Below are 13759 nucleotides of genomic sequence, written 5' to 3' on the forward strand. Positions count from 1 at the left end.
GAACATAGGTGGCGATGTCAGCCGAATCCATTCTTGATGCCCTTGACCCTGAGCAACGTGAAGTTGCGACGGCGCTTCATGGTCCCGTGTGTGTGCTTGCAGGCGCAGGGACCGGCAAGACTCGCGCCATCACGCATCGGATCGCATATGGGGTCCGGGTAGGGGCATACAACCCGCAGTCAGTGCTCGCGGTGACGTTCACTGCGCGTGCTGCAGGGGAGATGCGGCAGCGTCTCAAGGGTTTGGGTGCGCACGGTGTGCAGGCCCGTACTTTTCACGCCGCAGCGTTGCGGCAGCTGAGTTACTTTTGGCCGCAGGTCGTGGGCGGCCAGATGCCTCAGCTGGTGGAGCAGAAGGCGCCGCTGGTGGGACGCGCGGCTCGTCAGGCGGGGCTGAGCCCTGACCGGCTGATGGTGCGCGACCTCGCTTCCGAGATCGAGTGGTCCAAGGTGGCGCTGGTGTCCCCCGAGGATTACGCGGCTGTGGTGGCGAAGGAGGGACGGCCCACGCCCGCAGGCGTCGATGCTCAGCAGATGGCCGATGTCATTCGCGCCTATGAGGAAGCGAAGACGCAGGCGGTGGTGCTGGACTTCGAGGACATCCTGTTGCTGTTGGCGGACATCATTGGCCGCCACCACGAGGTGGGCGACCAGATCCGCCGTCAGTATCGCCACTTTGTCGTGGACGAGTACCAGGACGTTTCCCCGCTCCAGCAGTTCCTGTTGGAGCAGTGGCTGGGCGGCCGCAATGACCTGTGCGTGGTGGGCGACCCCGCTCAGACCATCTACTCCTTTGCGGGGGCGTCGCCGCAGCATCTGTTGGGGTTCACACGGACCTATGACAATGCGCACGTGGTGCGGCTCGTGCGGGACTACCGGTCGACTCCGCAAGTGGTGAAACTCGCGAATGGGCTGATGGCACAGCGCGGAGCCGGACAGGCAGGCGTGGAACTGGTGGCGCAACGCCCCCACGGCCCCGAACCGGTGTACCGCGCCTACGAAGACGAGCAGGCGGAAGCTGAGGGTATCGCCGACAGCATCGCTCGCCTCATGACGCAGGGTGTCGCGGCATCCGAGATTGCGGTGCTGTATCGCGTCAACAGTCAGTCGGAAGTCCTCGAGGAAGCGCTCGCGGAGCGGGGCATCGGCTACCTGGTGCGTGGCGGCCAGCGGTTCTTCGACCGGGAAGAAGTGCGCAAGGCGATGGTGCTGCTTCGCGGTGCGGCGGTCTCCGCCACCGAAGATCCCCTTGGCGAGCAAGTGCGGTCGGCGTTGCTCGATGCGGGCTGGAAAGAGGAAGCCCCCGCCGCGCGCGGTGCGGTGCGCGAACGGTGGGAGTCCCTGCAATCGCTCGTTCAGCTCGCGGATGATTTTGACGCCGATGCTGGTGGCGCCAGCTTGCGAGAGTTCGTCGAGCACCTCGTGGAGCGCGCGCAAGCACAACACGCGCCCACCGTGGAGGGAGTCACCCTCACCACCATGCATGCTGCCAAGGGCCTGGAATGGGACGCCGTGTTCATCGCTGGCTGCTCCGAAGGGTTGTTGCCCGTGTCAATGGCGGAAACTCCGGAAGCGATTGAGGAAGAGCGGCGCCTGCTCTATGTGGCGATCACTCGCGCCCGGGAACACTTGCAGTTGAGTTTTGCTCGCGCACGCAAGGCAGGCGGGCGGTCCACCCGTAAGCGCACCCGCTTTCTTGAGAAGTCTTGGCCCGATGCCGTGGCCCGCAAGCCCGTACGCCGCTCCACCAACGATCGCTTGAGCGAGTTGGGTCCGGAAGACTTGCGGCTGTTCGAGTCGCTCAAAGCCTGGCGTGCAGCCGTCGCGAAGGAGGCCGGTAAGCCAGCTTTCACGGTGATCGTCGACTCAACGATGGCCGAAATCGCTCGGGTCCGCCCCGGAACCCTGGGAGAACTCGCAGGCGTCCATGGCATCGGCGCTACCAAACTGCAAACGTTCGGACTCCAGATCCTCGAGATCGTCGCCGAACACTAACCCCGCCCCCACGGAGCCAGCCGCGCCGCAGTGACACTCTGGATGAGGCGGCGGTGGAGGCGAACTCGTCAAGGAGCCCTGCTCCACCCGCCACACCTCAGCCCCAGGATCCACTGTTGGCGCGGCACAGATCCGCGACACCAACGCCGCAACATCGATACGCAACGCCGCAGGAATCCGCGGTGCCCTGCCCTGGCATTGGATCGCGACATAGGGCCACGTGGGGTCTCCTTCCGTGCGCCATAAGTCCACACATACGCCGCACGCGCTCACACCGGGCACCACCACCGGCCCCACTGTCACACCCCACTCGTCTGCCACGACCAGCACATGCGGAACGTCCTCAGCCACGAGCGCCCGGGTCACAAGCGCCGGACTTCCCATGGCCACACACACCTCGATATCCACGCGATCCCAGTCCTCCACCCGGGCAACGTCAGACTCGTCCCGGCGGAGGTAAGCACGCGTCACCCGCGGCGCTGCACTGGCCACATCCCACGGCGCAGGAGACGCGGCACCGACGCGCAACCCCCGCGCACGCAAAGCATCCACCACCGGTCTCGCGATCGCGTCAGTGGCGCGCACCCGCACCGACCTGGCCGGAGCATCTGCCCTTGACTGGCCCGAAGCGGTCTCGTCACGTGGAGACGCCCGACGGGGCTGATGCGGGGGAGAGCCCTCGCCTGCGCTCAACTGCGCACGTTGGGTATCCGTCAACCCTTCCGTGATGGTGTGACGGTGAATCCCCAGGCGCACAGCGCCATCGGGGAGGGCAAACACGGGGACGCGCCAGGACTGATCCATGTCCTCAGCGTGTCAGCCAGCACTCAGGTCGACGCCGTTGTCCACAGGAGCAAAAACATCAGCGGGCCGCCTCCACGAAGGAGACGACCCGCTGAGACGCGTGTGCGTTAAGTGCTAAGCCTTAGGCCTTGCCGAGGATGCGGTTCAGCTTGGTGCCGCACTCGGGGCAGACAGCCTTCGCCATGCGACGACCGTTTTCGGAGACGACGACGTCGCCTTCGGTGGTGCGCTTGTCCTTGCACTTCACGCAGTAGAACTCACCCTGGTACTTGTCGGCCATTGCCTTCTCCTTCTCTTGTCCGCCCGGCGCCGGGACGCCGAGCACATGGTGGCCACGAGGGCCGATCATCAGACAGCGTAGACGGCGTACACGCGTTTTGCGCACAAGGTCCGCCTCCGCCGTGTCGCACGACCGCAGTTATTCGGGCCGTTCGTCACCGTTGCCATCGCCAGAGGAGTCACCCTCAGAACGCTCCGGAGCATCATCCTCAGAGCTCTGTCCAGCGGCGGCATTCAACAAGGCTTCCAGCTCGCGGTCGACCTCATCCTCCGCGTCCGGGCCCGCAAGCCACCGGTCAATCCAAGCGCTCGCGGTCTGGAGGTCATCGCCCGTGGGCAAGATGTCAGGGTGGGACCACACGCGGTCACGCTCGTCCTGGCCAGCGCGAATCGTCAGCTCACGCCACAACGCCGTCGCCTCACGCATGCGGCGGGGACGCAACTCCAACCCCAGCAGAGTCGCGAACGCGTCTTCGGCAGGGCCACCAGCGGCGCGGCGGCGACGCAGCATCTCGCTCAGCGAACCAATCGCCGGCAGGTGAGGAGCCGCGGCACGCAGCGTGACCTCATCCACCCAGCCTTCAATCAACGCCAGCAACGTCTCGATCGAGGCGAGCGTCGCTTCCTGCCCCTCCGAATGGCGGGGCTGGAAAATCCCGCGGGTGAGCGCTTCCTGCAACTTGGCCGGATCAGACATCCCCACCTGCGACACCGCATCGTCGAGCGCCTCAATGTCAATGTGAATGCCCGCGGCATACCGTTCAATCAGATGGTGCAGATGGCCGGGAAGCCACGGAGCGGCCGTGAACAGGCGCACGTGCGCGGCCTCGCGCAACGCCAGGAACGTCAGCACTTCATCCTCGGGAACTTCGAGGCCGTCGGCGAACTCCTTGATCACGCTCGGCACCAGCGCCACACGCAACTCCGTCAACAGCGGGAAGCCCAAGTCCGTTGCACCAAAAGTCTCCCGCGCCATCTGTCCCGCAGCCTGGCCCATGTGCATCCCACATACCGTGGGGCTGACCGAACCCACCAGCGCAGAAGCATCGGCCCCCGGCATCATCGCCGCAAGTGACTCATCCTCACGGGCGCCGCGCAAGATTCCACCAAGAGCCTTCGACACGCTCACCGCCACAGGACCTGTCAGCACGCGCCACGTAGGAAGGGTGGCCTCGACCCACTCAGCACGGCTCCACACCTTGGGATCCAACGGAGACGGGTTAAAGTCCGTGACCGCGTCCAGCCACAGCTCTGCACGAGACACCGCCGTCCGATGAGTCTGCGCGACCGCCTCCGTCACCGTGGGGTCGCCGCCCTGTGCTGCCACCCCGCGCGCCACATCGTGCGCCAGCGTCCAGTTCACGTCCTCGCCGGCCGACTGCGAGATCAGCGACCGAATCTGCGACAAAACATGGTCCATCATGGCGGGGTTGTCCAGCATGCCCGACGCCTGCGCGAGCGCACTCGGATCCATGCCCATGCGCTGAAGTTCCTCCATCGCAGCCTCGGCATCGTCACCAAAAAGTTCGCGCAACAGGCGCATCCACGGGGTGTTGTCGTCGCTCACGTCACGTCTCCTGGAGTTGATGACGGGCGTCCGTCGTGCGCCCGCGTCCAAACTAACCCGCCTTGCCCGGAGTTGGGCGCATCGTTCGCTATAAGCAATGATGGGCAGGTGACGCCTCACGATGAGACTGACATTGAGCACACGGAAGCGCCCGAGATCGGTGCCCACCGCTACACGGTGATGTCTGTTGCAGGCCTCACAGCAGCCGTGCTCATGGCTGTGCTGTCGGTCCTTCCGGCACAGTTCGCCATCGGCGGACCCGGCCCCACCTACGACACCCTCGGTGAAGACGCCGACGGAGTCCCGCTGGTGCAGATCGACGGTGCAGAAACGTTCGCCGCCTCAGGGGAACTGCGCCTCACGACGGTGTCCGTCGGCCGGTCCAGCTCGGAACTCTTCACCATGGGCCCGGTCCTGCGCGCCTGGATGTCTCCCGAGCGCTACACCCAGCCCGAAGAAGCGGTGTTCGGCACTCCCGACGAAGAAGAAGAGTTCGACGAACAGTCCCAGGTGGAATGGGTGACCTCCCAAGAAGCCGCCACCGTTGCGGCCCTTGAAGTCCTTGGCGAACCCGTCCCCGCCACCCTGACCGTTGCCGCGCTGTCACCCACCTCAAACGCCCAAGGCCTCATCGAAGCCGACGACGTCATCCTTGCGTTCGACGGCCAACCAGTCGCGACCTTCACCGAGTTGACCGACGCCATCGACGCCCTCCAACCGGGGGACGACGCCACGGTGACCTACGACCGTGACGGCGTCGAAGGCGAGGCGACATTCGCGCTCGATGACGACGGCGCCGGTAACCCCGTCATGGGGCTGTACATCGACCCGAACTTTGACCTTCCCATCGACGTGACGGTCCAAATCGACAAGGTCGGCGGCCCGAGCGCCGGCATGATGTTCTCGCTCGGCATCCTCGACAAGCTCACCGAAGAAGACGAACTCAACGGTGCCCACGTCGCAGGAACGGGTGCACTCACCGCAGACGGCGACGTCCACCCCATCGGCGGAATCCAAATGAAGATGTTCGGTGCCCGCGATGCCGGCGCTACCTACTTCCTGGCCCCCGTGGAGAACTGCGACGAAGTTGTCGACCACGTGCCAGAAGGACTCGAGGTGTTCGCGGTCGACACCGTCGACGACGCGTACGCCGCCATCCAGGCGATCGGTGCTGGTGATACCTCAGCACTGGCCACCTGCACCGCTCCCTGATTACGCTTAAGCCAGTTCCATAGCTGTGACATAAAGGACTCCATCAGTGACCTTCGACGACCGATCTGCCGACCGACCAAGGCCCACGCGGCCCGTAGCCGAGCCCCCGCGCCGGCGCTCGCCGCTCCTCGTAGCGCTTGTTGCGCTGGGCATCTTCCTCCTCCTGACCGTGATCTTTGCGCAGGTCTGGACGGAAGTTGCCTGGTATCAGCAACTGGGCTTCGAGTCCGTGTTCTGGACCCAGTGGGTGGTTCGCCTCATCCTGTTCGCCATCTTCGGCGTTGTCGCCGGAGGTGCCGTCTGGCTGTCGCTGTGGCTCGCCAAGCGTGCCCGGCCCGCGGTCAGCACCCGCCGCACCCCCGTCGACCAGCTGCGCGAACAGGTGCAGCCTCTCGAACGCGCCATCATGGTCGCCCTGCCCATCTTCGTGGGTGTCATCGCGGGCTTCTCGATGTCCGGCCGCTGGGAAGACTTCCTGGCCTGGTGGAACCACGAGCCGTTCGGCACCGTTGACCCCCAGTTCGGGTTCGACGTCTCGTTCTACGTCTTCACCCTGCCCATCCTGCAAACGCTCGTGGGCTTCTGGCTGGTCATCAGCATCCTGTGCACCCTGCTCGCCGCGTTCGTGCACCTCGTGTACGGCGGTATCGCCGGTGGCGGTCGCGTGTTCGTGGCATCGGGCGGCGCGCGCATCCAGCTCGCGATCTCCGGCCTCCTGGTGATGCTGGGCATCGCCGCGAACTACTGGCTTGAGCAGTACGCCCTCCTGAACTCTCAGGGCGAAAAGTTCTATGGCGCCGGCTACACCGACATTCACGCCATCCTGCCTGCCCGCATCATCCTGGTCGGTATCGCGATCCTTGTGGGGCTGATGTTCCTGGCCGTGATCTGGCGCGGTGACTGGCGTATCCCGATCGCGGGTGTATCCCTCATGGTGCTGTCTGCCGTCGCGATCGGTGGCATTTACCCCGCGATCGTCCAGAACTTCCAGGTGGAGCCCAACGCTCAGGAACTGGAAGCCGAATACATTCAGCGCAACATCGACGCGACGTTGGAGGCGTACGGAATCGACCAAGTCGAAACCACCCAATACGACGCTGCCACCGAGGCAGATCCCGACGCCCTGCGTGCCGACGCTGAAGCCACTGCCCAGATCCGTCTGCTGGACCCGAACATCGTCTCCCCGGCGTTCCGTCAGCTCCAGCAGAACAAGCAGTACTACAACTTCCCCGATCAGCTCGCAGTTGACCGCTACCGCATCGACGGCGAAATCCAAGACACCGTGATCGCAGTCCGCGAGCTCGACCTCAGCGGCCTGTCCGACGCCAACCGCACCTGGGTGAACGACACCACGGTGTACACGCACGGATTCGGTGTCGCCGCCGCATACGGCAACCGCAGCACCTCCGACGGTCAGCCCTCCTTCTACGAAGGCGGCATCCCCTCGACCGGTCTGCTCAACGTGGAAGAGCCCCGCATCTACTTCGGTCAGACCCTCCCGCCGTACTCCATCGTGGGTGCACCGGAAGGCACCGAGCCATGGGAGCTTGACTACCCGGACGACGATGCCCCCACCGGCCAGGTGAACACCACCTACCAAGGTGAAGGTGGCCCCAGCATCGGTAGCTTCTTCGAGAAGCTGATGTACGCCATCAAGTTCGGAGAACAGCAGATCCTGTTCTCCGACCGCGTGACCTCCGAATCGCAGGTGCTGTACTACCGCGACCCGCTGGAGCGCGTGGGCCGGGTGGCCCCCTACCTGGAGCTTGACTCCAAGACCTACCCCGCAGTCGTGGACGGCCGCGTCGTGTGGGTGGTGGACGGATACACCACCACTGACCGCTACCCGTACTCCGCGCCGGTGAACTCCTCCGCGTTGTTCGCCAGCTCGGAAACCAACCCGCTGCCGTCGCAGCTCAACTACATGGCCAACTCCGTGAAGGCCACCGTGGACGCCTACGACGGCTCCGTGACGCTGTACGCCTGGGACGAAGAGGACCCCATCCTCAAGACCTGGAGCAACATCTTCCCCACGGCCATCCAGCCCATGTCCGAAATCTCGGGCGACCTGATGAGCCACCTGCGGTACCCGGAAGAGATGTTCGCCGTTCAGCGCGCATTGCTCGAGCGGTACCACGTGACTGACGCATCGGCCTTCTACTCCGGTCAGGACGAATGGAACACGCCGGACGACCCCACCTCGGGCGACTCCGTGCTGCAGCCTCCGTACTACCTGACGCTGCAGATGCCCGGCCAGGACGAGCCCTCGTTCTCGCTCTACACCACCTACATTCCTGGTGGTAACACCGACCGCAACATCCTCACCGGATACCTTGCCGTCGACTCCGAGACCGGCGACAAGGACGGCGAAGTCGCAGAAGGCTACGGCCAGTTGCGTCTGCTTGAACTGCCGCGCGACGTGTCCATCCCCGGACCCGGTCAAGTCCAGAACGACTTCAACTCGGACTCCAACGCCCAGACGACCCTGAACCTGCTGCGCCAGGGTGAAACGGACGTGATCAACGGAAACCTGCTCACCCTGCCTGTGGGCGGCGGACTGCTGTACGTCCAGCCGGTTTACGTCCAGGCCTCCGAGGGCACGCAGATTCCGCTGCTGCGCAAGGTGTTCGTGTCCTTCGGTGAGGAAGTGGGCTTTGCCGACACCCTCCAGGAAGCACTGGACCAGGTGTTTGGTGAAGGAGCCGCCCCTGAGGCACCCGACGAGACCGAAACCATCACGGACGACGGTCAGATCGCGGAAGAAGGCGACGCCGGCGAGGGCACCGTTGACGAACCCACGGACGGTTCCACGACGGACCCCAGCACCGAGCCTTCGGAAACTTCCACACCCGAACCGACCGAAACCTCGGACGGCAACTCCGACCTCGCTACCGCGGACCTTGCAGCCGCCCAGGCCGAACTGCACTCCGCCCTCGCGGACGCCCAGCAGGCCATCGAGGACGGCAACGCTGCACTGGCTGACGGCGACTTCGCCGCCTACGGTGAGGCACAGGATGCCCTCGAGGAGGCACTGGCTCGCGCCGTTGCCGCCGACGACCGCATTGTGGAGCTGACGAGCGGCTCCACGGAGTAGTTCTTCACCTCGTCAGCGGAGGCGATTTGGACTGTGGCCCCGCGTCGGTTAGAGTTATCAGGCCGACGCGGGGTGGAGCAGTTCGGTAGCTCGCCGGGCTCATAACCCGGAGGTCGCAGGTTCAAATCCTGTCCCCGCTACTAGTAGCGAGATAGCCCCCTGATCTGGGAAACCGGATCGGGGGGCTTCGTCGTTCCCGGACTGCGCCAACCGGCCCCGCGGACCCACCAACCTCCCCGGCCGCCCCGCCCCCCTTTTTCCTCAAATGGCTCCATTTGGCTGTTATAGGAAGCCAAAACAGCTAAATGGAGCCATTTGGCGGGTCTTCACCTTGCCTCGCTAGAGTCAGCGCCATGACAGGTGCGCGGAAGATCACGCTGTGGGGAGCGATCGGCATCGGCGTGGGGTCGATGCTGGGCGCCGGGGTGTTCTCTGGCATGTGGGCCGATGTCCTTGGGGCCGGCCGCTGGTACCTTGCCGCAGTCCTGGTCGCCGCCGGCGTCGCCTTGGCGAACGCGCTCAGCACAGCCCAGTTGGCGGCCGCGTATCCGGTCGCGGGCGGCGCGTACGCCTATGGCCGCGCGGAGTTGGGGCGCACCGCGGGCCACGTGGCGGGTGCAGCGTTCGTGGTGGGCAAGACCGTGTCCGTTGCTGTCGCGGCGACCGTGCTGGGTGCCTACGTGCTTCCGGGGCATCCGCAGTGGGTGGCGACGGCCGCGATCGCTGCTGCGTGGGCTTTGAACTCGCGTGGCATTACCAGAACTGCCTGGGGTGCGACCGTCATTGCGGTGGTGGTGGTCGCGGTGTTGGTGGTGCTGGTGGGGATGTCGCTGGGAGGGCCGCACACGATGGGGTGGTTCGACGTTCCCGAACCTGACCTCCTTGGTGCCGCCCACGGCACCGGCACCGACGGCACCGGCAGCGACAGTGGGGTAGGGGCATTCCTGGTTGCGGCTGCTGCAGCGTTCTTTGCCTTCGCGGGTTATGCGCGCATCGCCACGCTGGGGGAGGAGGTGCGGTCTCCTGAGCGCACCATCCCGCAGGCGATTGTGGCCGCTTTGGCGATCGTGGTGGTGCTGTATCTGGCGTTGGCGGTCGCGCTGCACGCGTGGGTGGTTCCGGCGAGCGGGGGTTCCGCTGCGGACATGCGCTTGGAGGAAGCCCCGTTGCAGAGTCTGGCCGATGCTGTGGGCATGCCCGTATGGATGGTGACGGGAGCGGCGGTGCTCAGCATTGGTGGGGCGATGTTGGCCGTCTTGGCGGGGGCTGGACGCACGGCGATGGCGATGGCGCGTGAGGGTGACCTGCCGCGCATGCTCGCGGCTCAAGGAGCCGGCGGTGCCCCCTGGAAGGCCGAGGGCGTCATCGCCATTAGCGCAACCGCGTTGGTGTGGACGCAGGGAGTGGCACTGATTTTGGTCTCTGTCGCCAGCATTTTGACGTACTACGCCGTCGCAAACCTGGCAGCGATAAGGCAGCGCCGTGTGGGGCGGACGTCGACACTCAGGGTGCCTGTTGCGGTCAGCGTTGCTGGGCTGGGGGCATCCGTGGTGCTTGCGGTGGTGGCGTTGGGGTCGGCAGGGACGTCCGTATGGCCCACGATCGTGGTGATGGTGCTGGTTCTGGGTTGGCCGGTGAGTGCGGCGCTCCTGCGAGGCTCACGCGAACCTCAGCGATGAGCCGGGAGCGCTAGCCCACCAGAGCAGACGCCACAGCCCAACCGGCCCATGCCGCCACGAAACCCGCCGCAAAAGTGACGGCGAGATACCCCACGGTGTGGCGGCGTCGGCCCTCATTCCACAAGATCACGGCATCCACCGCGAGTGAAGAAAACGTGGACAGCCCTCCGCCCAGACCTGCGGCCAGCACCAGGTTCCAGCCCGGATAGAGAGCGGCAAGTGCGGCAAGCGCGCCCACCAATGCGGCGGCAACGGTGTTCGCGACGACCGTGCCCCACGGGAAGTTCGCGCCGTAGTTCACCCGGCCCAGCTGATAGCGCAGCACCGCGCCCACACCACACCCCAGTGCTGCGGCTACGTACCACCAGACGCTCATGCGGTGGCCTCCACGGCATCGGCCCGGCGCACGCCCCACCGCCAACCTGCGGCGGCCGCGACAACGGACACCAGCATCGTCCCGCCTAACACCACCGCGCCCTGGATCAGGCCAGTGTCAGCAGCCCACGGAAGGGCAGCAATGGCGGAGAACGTGGTGAAGCCACCGAGGACGCCGGTGCCCACCATGGGGAACCACCATGCGCGGCCCATCACCAGGGCCCAGCCGTTGAGCGCACCCAGCAGCGCAGAGCCGAGCACATTGATCGCGACCACATCCCAGGGCACTTCCCATGAGGGGGAGCCGATGCTGGGGATCCAGTAGTCGATGAGGATCCGGAGCGCTCCGCCGACAGTCCCGCCTAGGAACACCAGGACGACGGTGCGATCTTTCATGCCCGGGAGGCGAGCCATTCGTCGGCGACTGCGAGTTCGTCTTCGAGGCCGGTGCTGACGGACTTCACCAGGGACTTCTCGATCATCGAACCAAACAGCGGGATGCGGACGGAGACGGACCCTTCGAGCTCCAGGTCGGTGCCGCCATCCGAGGGGATCAGCGACAAGTTGCCGGACGCATGCCCGGGAGCGCCCACGATCTCGACGGAGAATGTGCCTTGACGGGTGCCGCCGGTGTTGGGCTCCCACACCTCGGTGTACCGCACCGACAAGTCTGAACCCACGAATCCGCGGAACTCTTGCGGGATGGAGGTGGAGGGCACCACCCGGCGAATCGACACCGTGAAGCCTTCCGCCACCGAACCGCTCAGCAGTGCGTCACCGTGCTCGTCGCCGGATGACTGGGCGCGGCGCTGCACAAAGTCGTCGTCGGCGAACATCGCAATGACGTCTTCGACGTTTGCGGCGAAGTGATGAGAGTAGGTGAAGTGCATGAGGACCCCTCGTGACGGTGCCACCAGGCTACCGCGCGTCGGCGGGGCACCTAGGCTAGGGACGTGGCCACGTTGAGAGACACTGCAGAAAACTACGGATCGCTGACGGATGCCGAGGCCGAATGGCTTGCGCTCCTCACCTCCGACTGGCAGATCATTGCCGACCTGTCCTTCGCCGACCTTGTGCTGTGGCGCGCCGTCGATGATGGTTTTGTGGCGATCGCCCAGTGCCGTCCCTCCACCGGGCCCACTGTCCATCAGGACGATGTGGTGGGCACCATGGCTGCCGCTGGCCGTATCGCTCACCTGCAGAAGGCTCTCGACGAAGGCGGCATCATCGCCTCCCGTGAACCGCGCTGGGATGACACGTATGCCGTGCGTGAAGACGCGCTGCCCGTGATCATGGAGGGGCGCGCCATCGCAGTGCTCACGCGTGAAGTGTCGCAAGCAGTGTCCCGCTCCTCGAGCCGGCTGGAGCTGAACTACAAAGGTGCCGCCGACGACCTCCTGCACATGATCACGCGCGGCGAGTTTCCCGTGGCCACCTCCGTCACTGGACCACGCCGCGGCGCGCCACGCGTGGGAGACGGAGTGCTCCGGCTCGACGCCGCCGGACACGTCACATATGCCAGCCCCAACGCGCTGTCCTGTTTCCACAGGCTGGGTGTCACTGGCTCGCTGATGAACCGGTCCCTGCCGCGCGTCACCAGTGAGTTGGTGCACGACAAGGGCCACATCGACGAAACGCTCGCCATGGTGGTCATGGGCCGTGCCGCCTGGCGCACCGACCTGGAAGCCAACGGCGCCGCACTTTCCCTGCGCGCGATCCCCGTGACGATCCACGGCGACCGCACTGGTGCAGTGTTGCTGTGCCGCGACGTGTCAGACCTGCGCCGTCGCGAACGTGAACTCATCACCAAAGACGCGACCATCCGCGAAATTCACCACCGCGTGAAGAACAACCTGCAGACTGTCGCCGCGCTGTTGCGCCTGCAGTCACGCCGTGTCCAAGCTCCAGAGGCGAAGGAAGCGCTCGCGGAGGCAATGCGCCGTGTATCCACGATTGCGCTTGTGCACGAGACGCTGTCGGGGACGTTGGACGAACTGGTGAACTTCGATGACCTCGCTGCCCGTTCGATGCGTATGGCGGCGGAGATCGCGTCCCCGGGTGTGCAGGTCAAGATCGTGCGTGAGGGCGACTTTGGCTTGATCCCGGCTCAGTATGCATCGTCGTTGGCGCTCGTGATCACTGAGCTGGTGACGAACGCTGTGGAGCACGGGTTTGAAGGCCGTGACCTGGGCACCATCACGGTGACGTCCCACCGTGAGAACGAGCGGCTTTCCGTGACCATCGCCGATGACGGTGTGGGCCTGAGCGCCGAGCCGTCTGGTCTGGGGTCGTCGATTGTGCGCACCCTCGTGGAGAACGAGCTCAGCGGTCAGATCACGTGGCGGGCCACCGGCTCTGGTTCTGCGGTGGAGCTCGAAGTCAAGGTGAGCGAAGAACGCTAATACCGTCGCCAGCATCGGTCCTCCCGTGCTGGCGCAGGCATAACAAAAGCCCCCTCCTGCACCGGAGGGGGCTTTTGTATGAAGAAGTGTTACTTCGCTGCGCGGCGTGCGCGTGCGGCGCGACGCTTGAGCGAGCGGCGCTCGTCTTCCGACAGGCCGCCCCAGACGCCAGAGTCCTGGTTGTGCTCCATGGCCCACTTGAGGCACACTTCGCGAACTTCGCACGTGCCGCAGACGGCCTTGGCCTTCTCAATCTGCACGAGCGCGGGGCCGGTGTTGCCGACGGGGAAGAAGAGTTCGGGGTCGTCGACGTCAAGGCATGCTGCGTTACTGCGCCAATCCATGGGTTCCTC

General features: G+C 65.3%; 11 protein-coding genes and 1 tRNA gene. 6 read left to right on the forward strand and 6 right to left on the reverse strand.

Annotated features, from left to right (window positions below):
* Positions 1–14: 14 nt before the first annotated feature.
* Positions 15–1994 (forward strand): ATP-dependent helicase, encoded by a 1980-nt coding sequence (locus ON058_RS03965; RefSeq protein WP_274667718.1) that lies wholly within the window; start codon positions 15–17, stop codon positions 1992–1994.
* Positions 1995–2919: 925 nt separating this feature from the next.
* Here the strand turns inward: ON058_RS03965 and ON058_RS03970 are convergent.
* Both ON058_RS03970 and ON058_RS03975 read right to left on the reverse strand, forming a co-directional pair.
* Complete coding sequence (locus ON058_RS03970; protein ID WP_143340430.1) at positions 2920–3078, reverse strand: DUF5679 domain-containing protein; 159 nt, start codon at positions 3076–3078, stop codon at positions 2920–2922.
* A 138-nt stretch (positions 3079–3216) separates the two neighbouring features.
* A complete protein-coding gene (locus tag ON058_RS03975) occupies positions 3217–4644 on the reverse strand; it encodes a zinc-dependent metalloprotease (RefSeq protein ID WP_274667719.1) in 1428 nt (475 codons plus the stop codon).
* Between the two features lie 108 nt (positions 4645–4752).
* On the opposite strand from ON058_RS03975, the gene ON058_RS03980 reads away from it, so the two are divergent.
* The 4 genes from ON058_RS03980 (at position 4753) to ON058_RS03995 (ending at position 10629) form a co-directional block, all read left to right on the forward strand.
* Complete coding sequence (locus ON058_RS03980) at positions 4753–5856, forward strand: PDZ domain-containing protein (RefSeq protein ID WP_274667720.1); 1104 nt, start codon at positions 4753–4755, stop codon at positions 5854–5856.
* Positions 5857–5902: 46 nt separating this feature from the next.
* Complete coding sequence (locus ON058_RS03985) at positions 5903–8950, forward strand: UPF0182 family protein (RefSeq protein ID WP_274667721.1); 3048 nt, start codon at positions 5903–5905, stop codon at positions 8948–8950.
* Positions 8951–9016: 66 nt separating this feature from the next.
* A tRNA-Met gene (locus ON058_RS03990) sits at positions 9017–9090 on the forward strand.
* 213 nt (positions 9091–9303) lie between these two features.
* On the forward strand, positions 9304–10629 hold the full coding sequence (locus ON058_RS03995) for an APC family permease (protein WP_274667722.1): 1326 nt from the start codon (positions 9304–9306) through the stop codon (positions 10627–10629).
* A gap of 10 nt (positions 10630–10639) precedes the next feature.
* Here ON058_RS03995 and ON058_RS04000 read toward each other — a convergent pair whose 3' ends face one another.
* The 3 genes from ON058_RS04000 to ON058_RS04010 are packed head-to-tail and all read right to left on the reverse strand — an operon-like array spanning position 10640 to position 11894.
* Positions 10640–11005 (reverse strand): CrcB family protein, encoded by a 366-nt coding sequence (locus ON058_RS04000; RefSeq protein ID WP_274667723.1) that lies wholly within the window; start codon positions 11003–11005, stop codon positions 10640–10642.
* Entirely contained in the window at positions 11002–11400 is a 399-nt protein-coding gene (locus tag ON058_RS04005) for a CrcB family protein (RefSeq protein WP_274667724.1), read from the reverse strand. The genes ON058_RS04000 and ON058_RS04005 overlap by 4 nt, the downstream gene beginning before the upstream one ends.
* Positions 11397–11894, reverse strand: coding sequence for a DUF2505 domain-containing protein (locus ON058_RS04010; protein WP_274667725.1), 498 nt, complete (start codon positions 11892–11894; stop codon positions 11397–11399). The genes ON058_RS04005 and ON058_RS04010 overlap by 4 nt, the downstream gene beginning before the upstream one ends.
* Positions 11895–11957: 63 nt before the next feature.
* On the opposite strand from ON058_RS04010, the gene ON058_RS04015 reads away from it, so the two are divergent.
* A complete protein-coding gene (locus ON058_RS04015) occupies positions 11958–13406 on the forward strand; it encodes a sensor histidine kinase (protein ID WP_274667726.1) in 1449 nt (482 codons plus the stop codon).
* 89 nt (positions 13407–13495) lie between these two features.
* On the opposite strand, the gene ON058_RS04020 is transcribed toward ON058_RS04015, so the two are convergent.
* Positions 13496–13750: a WhiB family transcriptional regulator gene (locus ON058_RS04020; RefSeq protein ID WP_061960808.1), complete on the reverse strand. Its 255-nt coding sequence runs from the start codon at positions 13748–13750 to the stop codon at positions 13496–13498.
* Positions 13751–13759 lie beyond the last annotated feature (9 nt).

The organism is Demequina sp. B12 (genome assembly GCF_028823635.1).
In the GTDB taxonomy this organism is placed as follows: domain Bacteria; phylum Actinomycetota; class Actinomycetes; order Actinomycetales; family Demequinaceae; genus Demequina.

Bases quoted from the DNA above. Each gene is read 5' to 3' on its own strand.
- ON058_RS03965 (WP_274667718.1), top strand. From the start codon at position 15: ATGTCAGCCGAATCCATTCTTGATGCCCTTGACCCTGAGCAACGTGAA.
- ON058_RS03995 (WP_274667722.1), top strand. From the start codon at position 9,304: ATGACAGGTGCGCGGAAGATCACGCTGTGGGGAGCGATCGGCATCGGC.
- ON058_RS03970 (WP_143340430.1), bottom strand. From the start codon at position 3,078: ATGGCCGACAAGTACCAGGGTGAGTTCTACTGCGTGAAGTGCAAGGAC.
- ON058_RS04010 (WP_274667725.1), bottom strand. From the start codon at position 11,894: ATGCACTTCACCTACTCTCATCACTTCGCCGCAAACGTCGAAGACGTC.
- ON058_RS04020 (WP_061960808.1), bottom strand. From the start codon at position 13,750: ATGGATTGGCGCAGTAACGCAGCATGCCTTGACGTCGACGACCCCGAA.
- ON058_RS04000 (WP_274667723.1), bottom strand. From the start codon at position 11,005: ATGAGCGTCTGGTGGTACGTAGCCGCAGCACTGGGGTGTGGTGTGGGC.
- ON058_RS04005 (WP_274667724.1), bottom strand. From the start codon at position 11,400: ATGAAAGATCGCACCGTCGTCCTGGTGTTCCTAGGCGGGACTGTCGGC.